This window comes from Nitrospira marina (assembly GCF_059568365.1).
The window spans coordinates 2,970,516-2,991,041 of record NZ_JCANTH010000001.1 but is presented as its reverse complement, the minus strand read 5'-3'; the positions used below and the strand labels follow the sequence as shown (position 1 = coordinate 2,991,041).

General features: G+C 51.4%; 17 protein-coding genes. 8 read left to right on the top strand and 9 right to left on the bottom strand.

The window, feature by feature from the left end; all coding sequences use genetic code 11:
- Window positions 1–185 precede the first annotated feature (185 nt).
- Window positions 186–662, top strand: a complete 477-nt coding sequence (locus LX98_RS12575; protein WP_496429231.1) for a DUF4112 domain-containing protein — start codon at window positions 186–188, stop codon at window positions 660–662.
- Between the two features lie 217 nt (window positions 663–879).
- On the opposite strand, the gene LX98_RS12570 is transcribed toward LX98_RS12575, so the two are convergent.
- From LX98_RS12570 to LX98_RS12540, 7 genes are all read right to left on the bottom strand, one after another.
- Window positions 880–2,178, bottom strand: coding sequence for a carbohydrate porin (locus tag LX98_RS12570; protein WP_496429230.1), 1,299 nt, complete (start codon window positions 2,176–2,178; stop codon window positions 880–882).
- Between the two features lie 239 nt (window positions 2,179–2,417).
- Window positions 2,418–2,885, bottom strand: coding sequence for a YaiI/YqxD family protein (locus LX98_RS12565; protein ID WP_496429229.1), 468 nt, complete (start codon window positions 2,883–2,885; stop codon window positions 2,418–2,420).
- Window positions 2,886–3,004: 119 nt separating this feature from the next.
- Window positions 3,005–3,859, bottom strand: coding sequence for a transglutaminase N-terminal domain-containing protein (locus LX98_RS12560; RefSeq protein WP_496429228.1), 855 nt, complete (start codon window positions 3,857–3,859; stop codon window positions 3,005–3,007).
- Between the two features lie 83 nt (window positions 3,860–3,942).
- Window positions 3,943–4,401, bottom strand: a complete 459-nt coding sequence (locus tag LX98_RS12555; RefSeq protein ID WP_496429227.1) for a hypothetical protein — start codon at window positions 4,399–4,401, stop codon at window positions 3,943–3,945.
- A gap of 513 nt (window positions 4,402–4,914) precedes the next feature.
- Complete coding sequence (locus LX98_RS12550) at window positions 4,915–6,381, bottom strand: SUMF1/EgtB/PvdO family nonheme iron enzyme (protein WP_496429226.1); 1,467 nt, start codon at window positions 6,379–6,381, stop codon at window positions 4,915–4,917.
- A gap of 137 nt (window positions 6,382–6,518) precedes the next feature.
- A complete protein-coding gene (locus tag LX98_RS12545) occupies window positions 6,519–8,033 on the bottom strand; it encodes an MFS transporter (protein ID WP_496429225.1) in 1,515 nt (504 codons plus the stop codon).
- A gap of 42 nt (window positions 8,034–8,075) precedes the next feature.
- Window positions 8,076–10,814, bottom strand: coding sequence for a CBS domain-containing protein (locus tag LX98_RS12540; RefSeq protein WP_496429224.1), 2,739 nt, complete (start codon window positions 10,812–10,814; stop codon window positions 8,076–8,078).
- 179 nt (window positions 10,815–10,993) lie between these two features.
- On the opposite strand from LX98_RS12540, the gene LX98_RS12535 reads away from it, so the two are divergent.
- From LX98_RS12535 to LX98_RS12505, 7 genes are all read left to right on the top strand, one after another.
- The gene (locus LX98_RS12535) at window positions 10,994–11,857 is read left to right on the top strand and encodes a hypothetical protein (RefSeq protein ID WP_496429223.1); all 864 of its coding nucleotides are present in this window, start codon (window positions 10,994–10,996) and stop codon (window positions 11,855–11,857) included.
- A gap of 155 nt (window positions 11,858–12,012) precedes the next feature.
- A complete protein-coding gene (locus LX98_RS12530; protein WP_496429222.1) occupies window positions 12,013–12,822 on the top strand; it encodes a peroxiredoxin in 810 nt (269 codons plus the stop codon).
- 227 nt (window positions 12,823–13,049) lie between these two features.
- The gene (locus LX98_RS12525) at window positions 13,050–14,138 is read left to right on the top strand and encodes a pentapeptide repeat-containing protein (protein ID WP_496429221.1); all 1,089 of its coding nucleotides are present in this window, start codon (window positions 13,050–13,052) and stop codon (window positions 14,136–14,138) included.
- A gap of 104 nt (window positions 14,139–14,242) precedes the next feature.
- Window positions 14,243–15,061, top strand: coding sequence for a segregation/condensation protein A (locus LX98_RS12520; protein ID WP_496429220.1), 819 nt, complete (start codon window positions 14,243–14,245; stop codon window positions 15,059–15,061).
- A 121-nt stretch (window positions 15,062–15,182) separates the two neighbouring features.
- Window positions 15,183–15,947: an SMC-Scp complex subunit ScpB gene (gene scpB / locus LX98_RS12515; RefSeq protein ID WP_496429219.1), complete on the top strand. Its 765-nt coding sequence runs from the start codon at window positions 15,183–15,185 to the stop codon at window positions 15,945–15,947.
- A gap of 107 nt (window positions 15,948–16,054) precedes the next feature.
- Window positions 16,055–18,862, top strand: a complete 2,808-nt coding sequence (locus LX98_RS12510; protein WP_496429218.1) for an FAD-linked oxidase C-terminal domain-containing protein — start codon at window positions 16,055–16,057, stop codon at window positions 18,860–18,862.
- A gap of 85 nt (window positions 18,863–18,947) precedes the next feature.
- A complete protein-coding gene (locus LX98_RS12505; RefSeq protein WP_312640085.1) occupies window positions 18,948–19,229 on the top strand; it encodes a MoaD/ThiS family protein in 282 nt (93 codons plus the stop codon).
- A gap of 69 nt (window positions 19,230–19,298) precedes the next feature.
- On the opposite strand, the gene LX98_RS12500 is transcribed toward LX98_RS12505, so the two are convergent.
- Window positions 19,299–19,514 carry a DUF3565 domain-containing protein gene (locus LX98_RS12500; protein WP_496429217.1) on the bottom strand — a complete coding sequence of 72 codons (216 nt, stop codon included), beginning with the start codon at window positions 19,512–19,514 and terminating at the stop codon, window positions 19,299–19,301.
- A 46-nt stretch (window positions 19,515–19,560) separates the two neighbouring features.
- On the bottom strand, window positions 19,561–20,205 hold the full coding sequence (locus LX98_RS12495; RefSeq protein ID WP_496429216.1) for a DUF4197 family protein: 645 nt from the start codon (window positions 20,203–20,205) through the stop codon (window positions 19,561–19,563).
- Between the last annotated feature and the right edge of the window lie 321 nt (window positions 20,206–20,526).

Below are 20,526 nucleotides of genomic sequence, written 5' to 3'. Positions count from 1 at the left end.
TAGAGGCGGCAACACCACCTGTTTTCTGGAGAAACCGCTCAATGACTAGATATTTATTTCATTCTGGCAACTCAAACGTCTATAACATTTCTGCGTCAGATCTGTTGAAGTGAAAGCTAATTTGAATTTTACTGGTAGGATTATCGGAATTAATATCTTGCAGGAGTAAAAGGAACGAAACCCCTATGGTGAGACACTCCCGAAAATTTGAACTTGCCAAACACCTGGCGGAAATATTAGACCGGCGTTTTACGATTCCCGGAACCTCAATTCGTATCGGGCTAGATCCGATCCTTGGGCTGATTCCAGGTGTGGGCGATGCCCTCGCAGGTCTGGCTGGATCAGTTATTCTTGTCGTGGCGGCTCAATCCCAACTTCCTAGAATCGTCCTCATCCGTATGAGTCTCAATATCGCGATCAATAGCGTGGTTGGCGCCATTCCCATTCTCGGTGATCTGTTCTCTGTCTGGTTTAAAAGTAATGTGAAAAATGTTGAGTTGTTGGAGCGATATGCTGTTGGGGATCGTCCAAGCTCCACTACAGGGGATTGGGTTTTCGTCATAGGGTTATTGTTATGCGTGGCTTTGGTGATCGCCGGAACGGTGGTAGGAATCCTCTGGCTTCTTATGCGTATCTGGGAAACCCTGCAAGGCATGCAATAAATCTTAAATTTATGACCCCGCCGGAGAGAATGCTGATGATGGGGGAGCGACGGTTCATGGTGGATTTTGTGGAATCTGATCGGAAGTTTTAAGCGAACGGCTACAGAGAAGGGGTCTACCCTTCACGATATTCCGCCTTCCATCCATGCAAAAATCTTAATGTGTTTGTGAAAACCACTCATGTTGACTCCCTCCCGAGATGCTTGGAAGGGACACATTAATTGTTGAGATTGACCTCAAGCCGCACGCCCAAGACAATGGCATTATTTCTGCCGGGAACCGTGCCGGGGTTAATGACGTATTGAAAATCCGGTTGAATGACCAGGTTTTGGTTCACAAAGATGGAATGAGTCAATTCCAGCGTGATCTCCATATTCTCAACTGATTGTCCTTCCCGCCGTTGAGACTGTTTATATTCATGGCTATTCACTGCAGCGGCCAATCCAATCGCGGTTCGATCAATTCCTCGCTCCGGAATTAATCCCTTATAAATGAGCCCGCCGCCATAATACTGGGAAATTCGGTTCACATTGGGGTCAGCCATTCCGGCTCGACCAAAGAGAATCAGTCCTTGATCTTTGTCGTCCTTTTCATGATACAGATCATATTCCGCTAACCCATATATGCCGTAAGTGCCATGTTGCGTCACAGGTTTTCCCGAACTATTGACCTTGTTGAGTTGATCCACAGAAGTGGTGTACCCCCAGAATCCGAGGGCGACTTTTGCTTCATACACAAGAGGGGCGGATCTTCCAATCCGGCGGAAGGTCAGGCGGCGAGGGAGCTCTTCGAGTGTTTTTTTCTTTGTCTGTGTTAAATCAGCCTTGCTGTATTGGTAATAAGCCAATTCCATGGACCCGAACAGGCCATCATCTTTTCTCAAACGAACGTGAGTACCGCGAGCATCATTGGGATTCCCCGGAATGCCATCGGCGACCACGGCGCGAACCATGAGAGAATCGGTGAGGATGGCTTGCGCCCTGATTCCCAGAGAGGTCGCAGGAAAGGTGGACAGGTTGTTTTGGCCACCAGTTCCAAGTTCCGCTCCAGTCCCGAAGGAGCTATTCAGAAAAAGTGTCGACGCGGATACGATGACATCAAACTCGGAGGTGATATCATACAGGCCGGCAAGCAGAGAAAAGCGTTCAAAAAGATTGTGCTGGTACCAGGCTTCGAACAGTTTCCATGTATTTGGTGCTGTAAGGTTGCTTACGCCTTGGATATCCCCGACATTGTTGCTTGGATCGTCCCCATACAAGCCCAAGCCATACAGAAAAACCGTGCCCCTCCAATTGGGAACTAATTTTTTTATATCGAGGGTGAGCAAAAGATCCAGATCCCCCGTGAGAGTAGTTTTTCGTTGGATGCCTCCGGAGACATTCGAAAGGATATCCATCGTATTGGTAGCCTCGAAAAGGATCCCCTCATCCTTCAAACTTTTTCGGGCAGCCTTCGGTTTTTCGATGATCTTTTCCAATTGCTCAACCGCCTGATTTTCTTCAGAATAGGCTGGCACCGGAATCCACAATACCAAAAGGAATAGTCCATACAGGAATGTAAGAATCATTCTTGTTGGGGAGAGTCTCATGCTGGTGAATCTGGATCGTACCGGCTTGGACCTTCAGGTTTGGTGGATGAGGCTAATGCGTGCGAAATCGAATATTTCATTGGTTCCGAAAATCAAGCCCGTGAGAGCAAGCAGGGTCAGCACTGGTTTGTAGCCTGCTACCATTCCCCATGTGTGGTTCCCGGTCCCTAGGCTTTTTCATCCTTCTGTTTGACTAGGGTCGTTAAATAGTAGTCGAGGTGTTTGGCGAATAATTGCCGGTCCCGTTGACTCAGGGCCGACGGCCCACCGGTTTCGACACCGCTGGCCCGGAGCGTCTCCATGAAGTCCCGCATCATGAGGCGGGCTTGAATCGTATCGGAAGAATGCATCTCCCCACGGGGATCAAGCGCATGGCCACCCTTCGCAATCACCTCAGCGGCGAGGGGAATGTCGGCGGTGATCACCAGGTCGCCGGCCTTGAGTCTTTTGACGATTTCGGAATCCGCGACATCAAATCCATCGGCGACTTGGATGGCCGAAATATAGGGCGAGGGCGGAGTATACAAGAGGCGATTGGCCACAAGCGTCACCTGCACCGCGGTCCGGTCTGCGGCGCGAAATAATATTTCCTTAATCACCTTGGGGCAGGCATCGGCATCAACCCAGATTGGCATGGTCGACCTTTATGGTTGAGGAATGAAAAGGGACCGCGTTCTTTGGATGTTGTAAACGTTCATCTGGATTGGGAGACAAGGAGGAGCGATCTTGTTGCTTCAGTATCTGAGTCGCTCCATCACTCACACTTTGTGACCCAGACCCCGACATGAAGCGTTGATCCTGGGGGCCCCACGAACGATCCCTCGATGGGCGGTACAGATTCGGGCAATCTTGCGACGGCCACGGCAATATGATCGGTTCCGGCCATGGTTCCACCAGTGGGATCAAACCCCTTCCACCCGGCCCCTGGAAGGTAGACTTCGGCCCAGGCATGGGTGGCGCCATAATCGGTGGCTGATGGTGGTGCATGGAGATACCCGCTGACAAAGCGCGCGGCGAGACCCAAGCACCGTGCGGCTTCCATAAACAGCAAGGCAAAATCACGGCATGAGCCGGTGCCGTATTCCAGTGTTTGTCCCACCGTTTGAACGCCAGGTTCTTCCCGCACGCGATATGACAGAGTTTGGTTGATGTGGGAGCCAAGTCGCTGCAGGAGTGTGTACGTCTGAATCGCTTCATGGGATTGCCAGAACCCGGCGATCCATTCGGTCAATTGAGTTTTGGTCTTTGGCTCAGGGTATGCCATATAGGGTAACAGCATGATCCGTTCATCGGGTTGATAGGTAAACGGGTACGCGACTGCGTAGTCGGCGACCAGAAAGTCCAGTGGAGCCTCATTGTATTGCTGGATGATGACTTCGCTTTCAATCACAAGCTGGCTAGCTGGCACCTCGAAGGTGGCCGTGGCCACCGAATTGCCTTCCACATCCCGATGCCACAGCAGGGTGGCCGGTGGTGTGAGCTTCAGGTTTAACGACTCAATGTGCAGGTCATAGTCTTCCCTCGGACGCAGACGTAGGCGATGGGGACCAAGTGTCACAGCACCCGAGAAATTATAATAGGTCCGATGAAGAATTTTATAACGCTGCATCTTTTGTCCTAAACTCTACTTTCAACGGCAACTAGGCCCTGGTTTAAGTGATCCCCGGTAGGCAGGTCTTTTTGAGTAATAAATTAGCCTTCAACCCAGAGAACCTCTTTGACGAGTTCGCCGTTTCGTCGACCGAGGATGACATGAGCTGTGTGAACATATTTTACCTGATTTCGAAAAGGCAGAAGTTTGACCTGGTCATAAATGAGACTCTCCCCGGGCTTCTTCATCTCAAGTACAAGTAAATTTTCCGTGTCCGAGTCTCGTTTATGAACAATGATTCCTGGAAACACCGTCGTCGCACGGATCTCACGATCTTTAACTTGACGGCGTTTTAGGATTAGTCGTTTGGGATCATCAAAGTGCCGATTGTATTCACAGTCGACATTGAAGCCTTCAGGCAACAATTCACTGAGGTATCGGGCGAGATGATGAGAATGCGCGCGCTCAGTGACATTCAAGTCTAGATGTTGGGGCTCGTTCTCTACGAGCTGGTCGATAGCCTTGTTGACCAGATTATTGTCGATAGCTTCACGATTCATTCGCGGTTCACTTACTAGTAATCCATAAATAGACCGGTCTGAATAACGAATAAGATATGGAGTGCAGATTTTTTGTCCGTATGACAAGTCATGGGGCTCTTGCCTAGGCCTTCTTCTCAAGATTTTCCGCCATTCAGAGTTGAAGTGCCTCAGAAATTGTGGGCTTCGCTTAGGCGAAGCCCACCGCTTTCATCAAAGAAAGCGCCTCGCCTATTTCTTCTTATCTTTTTTCTTCTGTTGGTCGGCTTTCTGTTTTTGAGCTTTGTCTTTATCCTTTTTTCCGCCTTTGTCTCCCATGGTGTACCTCCTTTCTCTTTTAGATTGACCGTCTTTCCGTGAAGAAGGGGCGAACTGTTCCGATTTTGTGGCTGCCTATTTTCGTTATCCTCAGGGGCAGCGATTTAGCTTACCATGATTCAGGGATAAGAGAACCGTTTAGACGCTCTTTCAATCCATCGACTGGATTGCCGATTTTTAGACCATCCTTTCTTCCGTCATGCCTCTCATCTTTTTTCATGGGGGGGTATCCGGATTTTGAGCACAGCGGAAACCAAGACCTCCATCCGTGTAGGTTGGTGAAGCAGAAGAGCGCAATGCGGCTCTCAGATATTCGTCCTTGGCGTTCCATGCTCCACCTCGTATCACTTTTTGGGAACCCGCGACGGTCTCATTCGCATCCCGGTCTGGATTCCGCGATTCATCCCAGGTATCTGCCGTCCACTCACTCACATTTCCGGCCAAGTCATACACTCCATAAGGACTTCTATCCTTTTCGAATGCCCCGACCGGAGAAAGTTTTGACAGTTCAAATTCTCCAAATGTTGCGAAATTTGTGTATTGGCTCGTCGGTGGCTCATTGCCCCATGGATAAATGCGTCCGTCGGTTCCTCGTGCGCTTTTCTCCCATTCATCTTCGGTCGGTAATCGCTTCTTGGCCCAATGGCAGTAGGCTTTGGCCTCCGGCCATGTCACGCCGACGACGGGGCGATTGGCATCCCGGGAAATATTGATGTGATCCCAATATTCCGGGGCTGTTCGACCGGTGACCTGTAGAAATTTCTCATATCGTTCAATGGTGACTTCATTTTTGTCGATGAAGAATTCTTCGACATAGACGGTATATCGATTCCCTTCGGTAATGTCCCCGGTTCCTGAGCGTGATTCTACATTCGTTTCAAACTGCCCTGCAGGGATCCGAACCATCGGCGCACCGTCTGCGCCTGAACTTTCTCGTGATAACGAGTCGCTCCTCGATGGTTCCACCTGCCATCCTTTCAGCGCGATCGACAAAACCAGTGTGGGGACTGCATACCCCAGACGTCCCTGAGCATCTGTCACGACTCCGATCACTTTGCCATCAAGCAGAAGGGGGCCACCCGAATGGCCTTCCTCCACTAACGCCTGAAACATCAGGTGTGGCCCTTTCCTCCCGCTGATACTTCCGGTTGAGACGGTCCAGGGAGCGAGATTAGGTGGAAATCCGATAAAGGTAATGGTTTCTCCCCCGGATGCTTGGATGGTCTGCTCGAGCGGAAGCGCCACGAGTCCATTGGGAAAGGTATCGGAAACACGCAAAGCGGCCAACCCGTTCTCATTGGTGCCATCGATACCTAATACCTGTGAGGCAAACGATTGATGAGGAAGAGGAAAGAACCACACCTGTGGCTTGCTATCTCCCGAAATCACATGTGCGGCAGTCACGATGTAGGCGGCGTCCTTGTCGAGCTTCACGATAAATCCCGTCCCGACATTGGGTTGCCCGTTTACGATCGCAGTAATTTTGACGACGCCCTTCTTAAACTCTTCAATCTCCGCGGCAGAAACAAGACCGGGAAAGAGGAAGAATGTACAGAGGACAAGGGATATGATGCGGCCGATAAAAGGTACCCGTATCCATGAATGGCCCCGCACCCTATTGGAGGATGTCAATGTTCGGTGGTTCTTGTTTGTTCTGATGGTTGGGACAATCGCTGGGTTCACCAAAAATTTTCTCTTTAACGGGGAGTGCCTAGGCTACTTGTGCTCTTTTTTTCTTTGGCCGCAACTCAGTTTACCATGATCCAAAAATAATAGAATCATTTCGGTGCCCGTCTGTATTGTGAACCGTTCAGACTCGCTCACGCTCGATCTCCTGACCTGGAGATGTTGAGACCATGTTCTGGTCGAATGAAGATCCAACAGAGTCCTCCGAGTAGGGCAATCCCCGCGGCGATGCCGAGAGAGACCGACCAGCCGAAGGTGTCAGCCAGCCAGGGCGTCAGTGTGGGCGAGAGGGTCCCACCCAGGTTGGCGCCCGTGTTCATGAGGCCTGAGAGGGTGCCGGCGTAGGGTTTGGATAAGTCCGTGGTCGAGGACCAGAACGGGCCGACCGTGAAGTAGAGCCACCCTGCGCCGAGCGAGAGAAAGCCGATTGCGACATAGGGCGCTTCGATGTTGGCGCCGATAATGATAGAAAGCGCGGCCAGAATCATTCCTGCTCCTCCCACGCTCGCGCGGCCACGATTGATCCCGTATTGTTCGGTGAGACGATCGGTCACCCATCCTCCCAATGGGCAGAAGATGGCCATCGCGATAAAGGGGGCCGAGGCGAAGAAAGCACCTTGAAGGATGGCAAAACCCCTCACATTGACAAGGTAGAGATAGAACCAGGACATATAGACATAGGCCACGTAGCCGAGACAGGTGTAACTGAGCGTGAGCCACCAGACGGTGGGTGTGGTGAGGATGGCTTTCCAGGGAACGGTGGTCGTCTTTGACTTCTGAACGGGTGCTGGTTCGCTTTTCCTTTCTGTTCGTGTTGGGGTGGTGGAGTTGGGGTTATCCTTTTTCCCACCCGTCCCGTTACCTTTTGTCTGTGAGGCTGGAGGTCGTCCTTCACGTGTTTCAAATTCGGTGAACACATCATGGACCGTTACCCAGGCCTTACCGGATCGTCCTTCCAAGGGAGCAGGAAGGTCGGGCAGAGACTCCGAATCTTCGATCAGTTCGGCCTCGGCGTTGTTGACGTGTGCATGTTGCCGGGGATGATCGGTTGCGTACCAGTACCACAAGAGGGCGATGCCAATACCTAATCCGCCTGCGGCATAAAACGCCGTTTGCCAGCCATAATTGACCATGATCCAGGCGGTGATAGGTGGCGTGAGGGCTGAACCCAAGCCGATCCCTCCGATGGTGATGCCAATGCCTAAGCCCCGTTCATTCGGGGGATGCCAGTTTGCGACGGCTCGATTGAAATTGGGCAGCGCGGCGGCTTCGCCGATGCCGATGAGGAAACGCACAACCATGAGTGAACCCATAATCCCGATCAGGTTGGCCAGTGGGAGCGTGGGAGCGACGGCCGTCAGAGCTGTCAAGATCGACCACCAGATGAGGGCGAAGGTCAATACGCGACGTGGTCCCCAGCGATCGCCCAACCAGCCACCGGGAATTTGAAAGAGGGCGTAGCCAAAGACAAAGGCCGAAAAGATCTGACCCATTTGCAGATCGGTGAGACCGAGTGCCGGCATCATTTGGCGGGCGGTGACGGAAATATTCACCCGGTCGACATAAGTGATGATGCTGATGAGGAGGAGCAGAAGAAGAATTCGCCAGCGGATTCGAGACGGTGGGGAGGGCGATGAAGTCTGGTGCATGGGGAATGAATAGACTACTTGCCGGGGGAGCCAACGGGAAGGCTACCTCCCGCTGCCTTTCCTTGCCAATGAAGGGGATTTGGAGTGTTTTCCTGAAGCGGTTTCTTGCGCAATGAAGGTTTTGGCAAGGCGATATTCATCTTCCTGTGTGGCCACCAGGCTATCCAGTTTGGCTTTGAAGATGCGATCGAGCACCCGGCGATACGCCGGACCTTTGGGAAGGCCCATGTCTTCCAGGTCGTGGCCGGTTAAGGCGATGGCGACATGTTGAAACGTGGTGAGATAGTCCCGGATCCGTTCCATGGCCGCATGAATCGTCGGCTTGCTTTGCGCCTTGGCCATGAGGAACAGGAGGAGTTCCTTCGGCCATGGTGTCAGGAGGTCGTAGATTTCCGAAGGAGCCAGGTGTTTTTTGTTGAGGGTGCGGATCAGAGCCGACTGGGCTTGTAAGAACTCTCCGGCAGTTGTGATGGTTCGTTGAGGAAATCCTAACCGTTTCCAGGTTTTGACCAGTTCGGCTTTTCCTAACGATTCAAACCAGGCCAAGGCATAGACCAGCCATCGCTCGGTTCCTGATCGGGCGTTTTCCACCTCATGCCAGGCCAGGATTTTTTCTCCGGATGCAAAGAGCGTCGGAGCCGGTTCCTTCCATTGCAGCTTGGGATGAATAAAGGGGAAGAGTTTAAATTGACTCAATCGCAGAATGCCTTTGGCCGGCTCGGGTTCCTCTAGTATGTGGATCAGTTCATTCCCTAATCGTACGCCGGAAAGCCGGTGAAACAGTTCCATGGTTTGGGCCTGTTGAATGAAATGCTGGGTTTCCTTACTGATCTGGAAACCAAACCGTTGTTCGAAGCGTATGGCTCGAAAGACCCGGGTGGGATCTTCCACGAAGCTGAGGCTGTGAAGGACCCGCACGATTCTGTCCTTAATGTCCCGCCGGCCACCGAAAAAGTCCAGGAGTTCACCGGGCGTCCTGTTTAAGCGAATGGCCAGGGCATTGATGGTGAAATCCCGCCGGTAGAGGTCTTTTTTTATTGAACTGCGTTCCACGGTCGGTAGCGCGGTGGGATATTCATAATATTCCGTTCGAGCCGTAGCAATGTCCAGGTGATGCATCTGTGGAATGTTGAGAGTCTTGGGGATGGCGATCGAGACGGTTCCAAATCGCTCATGAATGGTCCATTCGGCCTTGAGTTTCTCCGCTAACGCTTTGCCAAAGCAAATGCCGTCTCCTTCGATCACCACGTCCAAATCGAAATTGGGAATGTTCATCAGGAAATCCCGGACGAATCCGCCAACGAGGAAGGCGGCGACCTCCTGTGTGTCGGCGAGTGTCCGAATGTTTTGGAGAAGGGTGAGAAGTGGCGGAGGTAAACGGCTGGCCAATTGTTTGTGAAGATTTGAAGTACGCAAGGTTGGCGTGGGAACTACTGTAGTTGGAGGGGTCGCTCCAGCGGAGGGCTCGATCTCTCCTTCCTGGGACGGGAGTGCCTGGTGCATAGCCCGAAGCAAATCGGTCCGGCTGAAAATGCCAACGATTTGGTCGTGATCCAGCACCGGAACGATCCGCTGGTTCCGTTCGACCATATGCTGTTGGACCTCATCAAACGGTGTGCCGGGTGTGGCCAGAAAGATATCCCTGAGCATGATGTGCTCAATGGGGTGGGTGGCCAGTTTGTGATAGAGGGCTTTTTGTACCGCTTCCCGTGTGGCTAATCCCATGAAGCCGCCTTTGGCACTCACAACCGGGAGGGCATTGACTTCGTATTGTGTCATGAGGCGTTCGGTCTGTTTGATCGTGGTGTTGGGTTCCACCGTTCTGACAGGTGTGGTCATGAGACGCTTGATGGGAAGCCAGGTTTTGGCTTGTTCCTGTAGGAGGGCGTGGATCTTCCGTTCCACTTCGACGATGGTGAGATTCTTAATGCTGGCGGCGGCGGCCATCGTGTGCCCTCCTCCGCCAAATGCCTTAGTGATTTGATTCATATCCATGTCGGGATGGCGGCTGCGCCCGATGATTTGTACCTTGCCCTCCATGGCGACAGCGGCGATGATGGCATCGGCTCCATGTAGTTGCGCCAGTTGTTGTACCACCGGCGCCATGTCCTGCACATAGTCCGGCCAGGTGAGGGTGGTGAGCAAAATCCGTCTGTGTCCGAGGGTCAGTGTTTGCGCCGATCCCAACAGTGCATGGAATAATTCCAGCTGTGGGGGCGTCCAGTGTCGCGCGATGTACTTCGTGACCTGGTTTAAATCGGCTCCTGTTTGCACAAGGGCCGCGCCGATCTGAAAATCACGGGGCGTGGTATTGCGGTAGCTAAATTGACCGGTCTCCTCATACAGGGCTATGGCAAAGTGGGTGGCTTCTTCGGGTGTCCATGTGAGTGCTCTGGCCTGAAGTTCCTCGCAGAGGAGTGTGATGGTAGCCCCCACCGACTCCACTTTGCAGTAGTCTGCCCGCGGGAGCAGGGGATTCGTTGTCTCCATGGGGTGATGATCATAAATGTGAATCGAAAGGTGTTGATTCTCAAGAACTTTTTCGAGCGGACCTAACCGGTCCTGATGCTGGGCATCCACTAAGATCAGGCGGGTGATATCCGGAAAATTCAGACTCGTGAGTGCCGTGAAGGAAAGGGGATGTTCCGCGAGAAAGGCCCGCTCGCTGGATTGGGCTCCCGCCGGGAGAACGAGGTGTGCCTGCGGGTAGAGCTTTTGAGCGGCCACCATTGAGGCGAGGCCATCGAAATCCGCCTCGAGATGCGTGGTAATAATTTCCATGGAGACCCGATTCTAACAGGGATGTTGAATGACCGGAAGTTTCTTGAAACGGCAAAGAATTTCCTTCTTGAAAATATTCTGTTGCTTGAGAGGGTCTCTCCATGTTAGATGGGGGCAACTCAGGAGACGATCCATCGCAGATGGATCATTTGTCGATCACATAATCAGGAGGGTGACACATGGCTGCCATGGCTAAGCCCAAGTCAAAGGCCAAGCCCAAACAGAAGCCTGCGGGGAAGCGAACAACTCATGCGAAAGCTCAACCGAAGACGAAAGCCAAACCCAAGAAGTCTGTGAAGCCTCAACGATCACCGTCTACCAAAGCGAAGTCCAAGAATACGAAGGTCGGCTCCAAGGCTCGGACCAAGGGACCCGTTAAGTCTCAAGCCAAAGGGAATAAGAAGGCTCGAGTGAAGGGGACATCCAAAACCGTGGCTCAAGCGCAACCACGATCCAAAGCGACGCCGAAAAAGGCGGTGAAAGGGAAAGAGAAGAAGTTGACTACATCTGACAACGTTTCGAAGACGACAACTGCGGCGAAAACCGGGGCAAATCGTACCAAGTCTGCTCCCACCACAAAATCGGTGAAGAAGGCGGCGCCGTCTGAGGCCAAAAAGAAACCGGGAAGGCCTAAAAAAGAATCGCCTGTGGTAAAAGATCTTAATGCCAAAAAGAGAAAGAACGCCTTCCCCGTCGATGGGGACGCGGAGGAGATTCTTAGCCAGAAATCCGGTACGGATATTGAGGATACGTCTCTGCCCGACGACATTGATGCCGAATTGGATATTGAAGTGGAAACCGATACCGATATTACTCTGGATTCATTGACCACTGAACTCGATGATGTCACTGATCCCCTGGATGTGGATGATCTTGCGGATGATTTTGACGATGATGAGTTTTCGGAGGACTCCACCGATGATGCCGATGAGGATTTGGATTTGACGGAAGACTTATCAGAAGAATTGGGCACGGATAAGTTTTTTCGGGATACCGAATCTAATCATGAGGATGATGAAGAGGAAATTCCTCGCTCCTGGTGATTTTGGCCGTTTATGGGCCAAGGCTGTGCCAGGGTTATTCATTTCACCATCTCGATAGTTTAATTCGTATTCCCGGTTATATTTAATAAACAAGCCGGGATTGCTCCCTTCGCCTGCGGCGGAGGGGGGTAGTCTTGCCAACTGAAGGAGGTTACATGTCGGAAGAACGAGGGTTGCCTCGCATAGGGGATCATGCACCGGACTTTTCCGCGGTGACGACGCAACAGACCGATTTTAATTTTAGCGTGTGGCAGGAGCAGCATTGGGTGGTATTGTTTTCTCACCCGGCGGATTTTACTCCGGTGTGTACGACGGAATTGATGGCCTTTGCCCAATCTAGTGAGCAATTTCGTCAGCGGGGGGTGAAGCTCATTGGTTTGAGTGTGGATAGTATTCATGCTCATTTAGCCTGGCTTCGCAGTATTCACGAGAAAATGGGTGCCACGATTCCGTTTCCTATGATTGCCGATGTTGATATGCGTGTCGCGAAACTGTATGGCATGATCCATGCCAATGCGAGTTCCACCGCGACGGTACGTGCGGTGTTTGTTATTGACCCGAAGCGGGTGATTCGGGCCTTGCTGTATTACCCTCTCAATGCCGGACGCAATGTGGATGAAATCCTTCGGTTGGTCACTGCCCTGCAAACGACTGACCGCTTTGCTTGTGCGACGCCTGCCAATTGGCGGGAAGGCGACAAGGTGGTGGTGCCACCCCCTAAGACTGTTCAGGAAGTTGATCAAGCCCTGGCTAAATCCGAGTATGAACATCGGGATTTTTATTTAGCACTCAAAAATGTGTCCCCGGTTGTGACCACAAAGCCTGCGGAAGTGAAGGAGCCTCAACCTGCGGAAGCCGAGGCCCCCAAGCCAGCTCAGGCCAAGCCAGCTCAACCCGAGCCAGCTCAAGCCAAGCCAGCTCAACCCGAGCCAGCTCAACCCGCTGAGAATACCTCCTCCACCTAGGGCCAGTCCGAGATAAGACGGACGTATACGATTGTGCAGGATTTGGCCAGATTCTCTGATCCTTTTGTTCAATAACTCCGCTCGCCTAAAACGATCGAATAATTTGACTCAGTCCAACACAACCTCGTGACGATCACCTGTCTTCAACAGTCTTTTTGCGTTTGCGCCCGAGTGGAGGCAGTGGGTTTACCTGTTTGCCATATCATGCTCATGTGATGTGGGCATAAATGAAACTCTTGGGAGCAAAATATATTCTGCATCTCGGCGTGTTTGTCCTGCTGGGACTGTCTTCTCTTAATGCCGAGGCTTGCCGTCTCCTGCCGACTCCTCTCGGAAGCGAAAACGTTTTCTGGGTGCATGTTGAGGGACCCTGTCTGCCTGGAGAAGAGGCAGCCTTGGCCGTGAAGGGGGCTGATCTGCTGGAAGCGCTTGTGCAGGGCAAGCGGATTGATCTTGACCACGTGGTGGTGGTTGATCAGGTGATGCTTGATCTTCTGCCCCAACAGGCCCTTTCGGCATATCCCGCCATTCCCCCGTCAGTGCGAAAACCCCTGAACGAGAAAGGCATCACTGCGGTTCGCGTCATTCCAGAGTCAATTTCCATCCGTCATTCTCGATTTGAAAAAGTGCTTGCCACCAATCTGGTTGAAGGAGCTCTCCTGATATTGGGGACGGTAGATTTCACGGGAACCGTCTTTCAACAATCAATTGATTTTTCTAAGACGGTGTTTGTGGGCCCGGTACGGTTTTCAGATGCGCGGGTTGATTTTGAGGGATTTTTTATTGGTTCTCGATTTGCACAAGGCGTGGATTTTTCTCATGTCACGTTTGGAACGCATTCCCGGTTTCACCAGGCTCAATTTCGTGATCGGGTCACCTTTTCTGACGCGCATTTCACCGGAGTTGCTGAGTTTTTGGAAGTCGAGTTCCAGCAGGCGGCAGATTTCTCCCGAACGGCTTTTGCGAGTGGGACAGGCTTTTCCGGGTCGCTGTTTAAAGGCCCTGCCGATTTTTCAGCCATCTCGGCCGTTCATGAAATCTATTTTCGGTTTACCGAATTTCGAGAGGCGGTGACGTTTGCCCAAGCACAATTTCATACGGTGGTCGATTTTTCGAACGCCAGGTTTGATGGAGCCAAAGATTTCTCCGGAACCGAGTTCCGCACGATGCCGGAATTAACCGGGAGTAACCTCCCGCTTGATGTGGTTTCGGTCCAGAATGGTCGGAGGCTATATGGCCAGGTCGGGATCTTTTTGGGGCTGGTTATTCTGGTGCTCTGTTACCTCTGGCTTTCCAAAGGGAAGAAGACGGCTTAGAAGGCCTTAACCACTATATTTGGTTAGGATATTGCGGCTTTACACAAAAGATGGTATACCAATTTAAATATCTGCACTGTGGAACCCAGTCGAAAGGCACTTGATTGGAATCCGTCCCCTCCCTGATTGTTTCTGACCTTGAAGATGACGATGCGTATCAGGTCAAACTTGAGGCCTTTACCGGCCCCATGGATTTGCTTCTCCACTTAATTCGGAAACACCAAATCAACATTTATGATATTCCGGTGGCGCTGATTGCTCAGCAATATTTGGAATATTTGTCCATGATGAAGACGTTGAACCTGTCTCTGGCCGGGGAATTTCTGGTCATGGCAGCCACGCTGCTTTACATTAAATCCCGGATGCTCCTTCCCAAAGAGGAAAAACCGGAGACGGAAGATGAGGAAGGTTTGGATCCTCGTGCGGAATTGGTCCGGCAATTGGTCGAATATGAGCGGTTCAAGGAGGCAGCAGGGAGCCTGGTTATTCGCGAACGTCTGTGGCGGGAGTCCTTTACTCGTGATCCTCTCCCCTTGCCAACTGAGTCAGCGGTCGAGGAGGATATGGCTACGGAGGATCTTCAATTATTTGATCTTCTGAGTGCATTCCAGGACGTTCTGGATCGAGCCCCAACGAATGAAATCGTGGAATTGTCCAGGGAAACCTGGACGGTTCAAGACCGTATTCAGGTCATCCTGGAGCGGTTGGAAGCGGAGTCGACCGTTCCTTTTGAGGGGTTATTTGAACACCATTGGTCCAAGCCATTGGTCATTGCTACATTTCTGGCTTTGTTGGAACTGGTCAGGATGAACCTGGTTCGATTGTTTCAAGGAGAATGGTTGGGTCCCATCCAGGTGACCAGGCGTTTTGTTCCAGCCGGTGGGGCTGGTTCTACTGGCAGTTTTCCTGTGGATTCATTGTGACACGTATGAGCCGGGTATTGATCGGAGGACGCATGGGGGGATGGAAGAATGGCCTGAGGGATTTAGGCATGGGGCAACGTGGGATGATCGGGTTCAGTCCCCAGAGGAGGACTCAATAATCATGGACGCACTCTCCAATGGACACCAAACTTCGGACACTTCCGATGCCGAGGTGACGGAAGACCTTACTGTAAGCGAGGCCTCGGAAGTCTCAGATGAGGGCCAGGACGCAGAGGAAGTGAAGGATTCCGGGATTGTAGACCAGGAGCCGGCGTTGGATCTTGGTGAACTCAAAGCCGCGTTTGAGGCCCTGCTCTTTGTTTCGCATGATCCTCTGAGTCTTGAGAAGCTGGCGCTGGTTTTCGAAGGGGTCCCTAAATCTTCCGTTAAAAGCGCAATGCAGGATCTTCAAGCCGAGTACGAGGCGGCAGGGCGTGGCTTGCAAATTTTGGAAGTGGCCGGCGGATATGTCATGGTCACGCGACCTGAGCAGAGTCTGTATATCAAACGATTGATCAGTAAGGCCAAACCGGCAGCCAAGGTTTCCCGGTCCGCACTGGAAGCCCTGGCTATTGTGAGTTATAAACAACCCATTACCAGAGCAGATATTGAAAAAATTCGAGGTGTAGAAACCTCCGGGGTGTTGCGTACCCTCCTGGATCAAAAGTTAATTCGAATCGTTGGACGGCAGGATATCCCGGGCCGACCGATTTTGTATGGAACCGGCAAACAGTTTCTGCAACGTTTTGGTCTGCGGGACTTACGGGATTTGCCTCCGCTGAAAGAACTCAAAGAGTTGGGTAGCCCGGAACAATTCCCTATGGAGCTCCCTTTTACCCCTGAGGAACAGGAGGGAGAGGCCCGGGTTTCCGATCTTTCGGCTTAAATCGACCGTGAGGCCACGCGTCCTGCTGTGGTCTGTTTGTTTTCCTTCCTTTTTTCTCACTGACAAGGGTTGTGCGCCATCCTCATAAGGGAGCAGAATAAATTCGTATGCCGTTATTGCTACCTGAAAAGAAATCTTCTTTGGGGCCCGATTTAGCCAAAAAATTGGGCCAGGATAAAGTTCGTTGGGATTGGGCCACGTTGAAAGCCTATTCCGTCGATGCCAGTATCTACAAAATTCCACCCCAGGTTGTTGTGCTTCCTGAAACAGAAGAAGACATTGATGCCGTGATGGAGTATGCCGTCAAGGTTGGAGTGCCTCTGACTCCACGGGCCGCCGGAACGAATCTGACCGGGTCAGCCATCGGAGCCGGCATTATCGTGGATATCTCCCGAATGAATCGCTTGCTGGAAGTGAATCGAGACGAGCAGTGGGCGCGAGTGCAACCAGGCCTGGTGTTATCCGAATTCAATAAGCAGTTGGCCCCTATGGGGTTGATGTATGGGCCGGATCCTTCAAGCGGGGATATGTGCAAATTAGGAGGTATGTTCGGCAACAATTCGGCCGGTCCGCATACGCTTCGCTATGGATCGGTCAAGGACAACGTTCATACTCTCCGGATTCGGCTGCTTACGGAGGGTTGGCTTGACGCGCAGTCCGTTCATATTGGAGGCCCGGCTCATACCTCCTTGTTGAAAGGGTTTCCATCCCTAAAGGCGGTGTGGACCATGATTCAAGAGGACCAAGCGTTGATCCGCGCCAGGCGTCCGAAGGTGAGTAAGAACAGTTCCGGCTATAACGTCTTTGATGTGGTCGATGGACTGGAACGGGGCGTATTTGAAGTTCAAAAGTTATTTATCGGGAGCGAGGGAACGCTTGGCATTATGAGTGAAGCAACAGTCAAGTTGGTTAAACGCCCTGATGCCACCGTGACGGGTCTCATCCATTTTCAACATCTAGAGGGTATGGGCGAATCGGTTCCCCACTTATTGGAGTTGGACCCCAATGCCTTGGAGGTGATGGATGGAAATTCGTTGGATTTGATCGGGCGAAATCGCTATGGCATTCCATCCGATGCAGCGGCGACGCTGCTCATTGAATTTGATGAAGGCGGAGGCGCAGATCGTCCTCATCGTTTGATGGAGATGTGCGAAAGGTTTCCGCTCACCGGAGAGGTGAGGCTGGCGTCGGATCCAGCCCAGCAAGGTGAATTGTGGAAAGCCCGCAAGGCGTTGTTTCCGATGCTTTATCGATTTGATCCTCAAAAAAAACCCATCAATTTTGTCGATGATGTGGTCGTGCCGGCCTCACGCACCGGAGAATTGATCCGGTATTTGGAAGAGTACTTTGGAGGACGATCGGTGCCGGTCGCCATCTTTGGACATGTGGGAAATGGCAATGCTCATATTGTGCCGCTGCTTGATTTGCACAATCAACATGATGTTGATGCCATGGTTGAAGCTCACCGGGAGATTCACCAGACGGTCTTAGACCGGTTTGACGGATCAATTTGTGGAGAGCATGGAGACGGGCGTATTCGCGCCGAGACCGTTCGCTTGATGTATGGGGAAGAGGTGTATCAAATTTTTGTTCGAGTGAAGCAGGCGTTCGATCCACAGGGGATGATGAATCCTGGGGTCAAAATCAGTGATACCTCTTTTACGGAACATATTGATGTGGAGCGCATGGGCAAACCCTGTGCAACTTGCGCAAAATGTAATTCCGTGTGTCCGGTGTATGATGTGTTTCAGTCTGAAGATATGAGTGCGCGCGGGTGGTTCGAGATTGTAACGGCTTCGGATTATTCGTATCTTCAATCGGAACGAGTGGTCGAAGCCTGTTTGAATTGCAAATCCTGCCGGACTATTTGTCCGGCCGGGGTCGATGTGTCCGAACTGATTCTTCAACGACGGGCGGAGCAACCCAATGAACTGGCCGGCTGGGTTTTTGCCCTCCATGCCCGTCAATGGATTTTTCATCCCCTGCTGAAGCTCGTGGCATGGACCCAATCTTTTTGGGATCGACCGGTTCTTCGAGGCATGTTGGAAAAACTGACTCGCCCGGTATTGCGAAAGTTGGCTCCCACCGCAAAGATTCCCCGAGATATGGTTCTGCCGACTTTTGCTAAACGGCATTTGCGTGATCGGTATCCTGAACTTTGTCATTCTGAACATCTCCGGCAGGCCTCAATCGCGTATTTTCACGGGTGTGCGGCCAACTATTTTGAGGATGGAGTGGGGGATGCTGTGATCGGGCTTTTAGCGGATTACGGTGTGAAGGTCGCTCTTCCTCCTCAACGATGCTCGGGGACGCCGATTGAAACCTACGGGTTACGGGATTTGGTAAAAGAAGGCGCGCGAGAAAATCTAGCTCACCTGGCATCGTATGCCACCGTGATCACCAGTTGTGCTTCGTGCACCTTAAGTCTGAAAGATTATGCCACGCTGTTTCATGGAGAGCCTGAGGAAGCGGCAGCCATTGATTTACGCAAACGCGTGAAGCATATCTCTGAATTTCTTGTTGAACAGGGGATGTCGTCGGCCAATACGCACTCAACCCGGATATCGGCCGAGGGGAAGTTGGAGAAAGTGACGTACCATTCTTCGTGCCATCTTCGTGCCGCGGGTGTGTCCCAGGCTCCCAGAGACTTATTAGCCTCTGTGGCTGACCTTGAATTTGTCGAAATGCAGGATGCCGATCGATGCGCGGGCGGAGCGGGTACGTATATCGTCAAAAATTATGAAACCTCTCAGAAGATTTTCCAACGTAAGAAGCGGGCTATTCAAGAAAGCGGGGCACAGGTGGTGGCAACGAGTTGCCCTGCATGTATGATTCAGTTAAAAAATGGACTTCGTGGGATAGCAGAGGTCAAGCATATTGCGCAGGTCATGCGGGAGCATCCAGGGAGGAAGTAAAGGTATAAGATGCGGTGCTCTGGCGGGATATCATTGTGATAGTTGGAATCGGGATGGATTTTCATTTTTGCATGAGGAACATCGGATGGTAAAAGTATTGATATTTGGCCTTTCGCTTCGTGAAGCGGTTGAAGACCCGGAAGTTGAAATTAGCTTAGAAAACGCCACCACCATTCGGCAATTGCTAGAGGATTTCCCCGATCATTTTCAAGGGTTAATGCCTTTTCTCCAGGCCAATGAACTCATGTTGACCATTAATCAGAAAATCTCCACCTTGGAAGCCAAAGTGAAAAATGGGGATATCCTGAAAATCACTCACCAGGGAGGTGACAACCTTGCGGACGGTGCGATGTGGCAGAATCCTTAGTAAGGCACGGTATGCGATGCAACCTTATGTTTGGCAGGAGGAAAGTTTATGGACGAGGGAAAAGTGCGATTAGGTTGTCATTTGTGAAGGAAGAGGTGCCTCCTCGTCACATTTTTTGCAATTGACGATGGTTTTGAGGTGGGCTCGACGTCCCTCTGGTGTGAGAACCCATGGGCGAAAACTAAGGGGAGGCTGATGTCGAACATGCTGCCCATGGCCGCAAGCCAGATCTGCCACCCAATCATCCAGGTCATCTTGATGAAACCCGATAATGGGTTGGTTCATTTTTCTCCCAAGTTTTTATGATGGGGGACTATGATGGATTTGTGAATTATTTGCCAAAGACATCCTTGAGTAAATCTGTAACGCGCGCTGCAGGGTTAGTCCTGATTTTTTGCTCTTCCTGGGCTAATGTGTGAAATAGCCCGTCCAAACTTTTTCCGACCACATAATCGTTCAGATCAAATGCCGGGACTGTGACAAACGGTAGCATCGTATATTGTCCCACCAATTCCTTGTATTGCGTGGTAACCCCGACATGGCTCATCGTCTTCTCCACTTCAGGTTTAAACGCCGTGGCAAGTTGATCGCGTGTTTTACCCTGGAAATAATCAGTTGCGGCGGTATTTCCTCCATCGAGAATTTTCTTGGCATCATCAAAACTCATGTTGGTGACCGCATCTTTGAATATGGGTTTGGCCAAGGGAGCGGCCTGCTCGGCGGCCCGGTTCATACTAACTACCAATTCATCAACCTGGGGCCCGAATCCGGCCAGTCGAAGAGCTTTGTCCATAGATTGAAGTTTTTCAGGTAGTAAGATTTTAATAGCGTCATTTTTTAAAAAACCGTCTGCGTTGCCGGTGAGTTTCACGGTATTTTCCGTTCCGACGATCAGTGCTTCTTTAAGTCCAGAGATTATCTTGTCATCTCCGAGGGTTTTTGCCCCAGGCAGAGAAAATTTGTCGATCTCTTTCATAAAGTCACCAAATTGTGCGAAGGCGATTTGCGGAAGGAGCAAGAGGAGAACACTCATGATGACGGGAGATTTGATCATTGATCACTCCTCTTTTGAAAAAGGAAGAATGGATTAGGAAGGTAAATGGAGAAAAACGGGAGTAAGAGAGTAAAGGACATCAGATGCGATGCATTTCATACTCTTCCTGTGAGATGGGACCCACAAGGAAGAGGGGGACGCTTGCGCCCTGGGATTATCCTGGGGAGGATAGACTAAAAATATAAGCAGTCTTCAAATCTCAGGAGGCAAAATCCAGCTCATCCTCGTGGGTGGTTCAAAAGC

Coding starts and splice junctions, on each gene's coding strand:
- LX98_RS12575 (WP_496429231.1), top strand. CDS start 186: ATGGTGAGACACTCCCGAAAATTTGAACTTGCCAAACACCTGGCGGAA.
- LX98_RS12565 (WP_496429229.1), bottom strand. CDS start 2,885: ATGCCAATCTGGGTTGATGCCGATGCCTGCCCCAAGGTGATTAAGGAA.
- LX98_RS12560 (WP_496429228.1), bottom strand. CDS start 3,859: ATGCAGCGTTATAAAATTCTTCATCGGACCTATTATAATTTCTCGGGT.
- LX98_RS12555 (WP_496429227.1), bottom strand. CDS start 4,401: ATGAATCGTGAAGCTATCGACAATAATCTGGTCAACAAGGCTATCGAC.
- LX98_RS12545 (WP_496429225.1), bottom strand. CDS start 8,033: ATGCACCAGACTTCATCGCCCTCCCCACCGTCTCGAATCCGCTGGCGA.
- LX98_RS12540 (WP_496429224.1), bottom strand. CDS start 10,814: ATGGAAATTATTACCACGCATCTCGAGGCGGATTTCGATGGCCTCGCC.
- LX98_RS12535 (WP_496429223.1), top strand. CDS start 10,994: ATGGCTGCCATGGCTAAGCCCAAGTCAAAGGCCAAGCCCAAACAGAAG.
- LX98_RS12530 (WP_496429222.1), top strand. CDS start 12,013: ATGTCGGAAGAACGAGGGTTGCCTCGCATAGGGGATCATGCACCGGAC.
- LX98_RS12525 (WP_496429221.1), top strand. CDS start 13,050: ATGAAACTCTTGGGAGCAAAATATATTCTGCATCTCGGCGTGTTTGTC.
- scpB (WP_496429219.1), top strand. CDS start 15,183: ATGGACGCACTCTCCAATGGACACCAAACTTCGGACACTTCCGATGCC.
- LX98_RS12510 (WP_496429218.1), top strand. CDS start 16,055: ATGCCGTTATTGCTACCTGAAAAGAAATCTTCTTTGGGGCCCGATTTA.
- LX98_RS12505 (WP_312640085.1), top strand. CDS start 18,948: ATGGTAAAAGTATTGATATTTGGCCTTTCGCTTCGTGAAGCGGTTGAA.
- LX98_RS12500 (WP_496429217.1), bottom strand. CDS start 19,514: ATGAACCAACCCATTATCGGGTTTCATCAAGATGACCTGGATGATTGG.
- LX98_RS12495 (WP_496429216.1), bottom strand. CDS start 20,205: ATGAAAGAGATCGACAAATTTTCTCTGCCTGGGGCAAAAACCCTCGGA.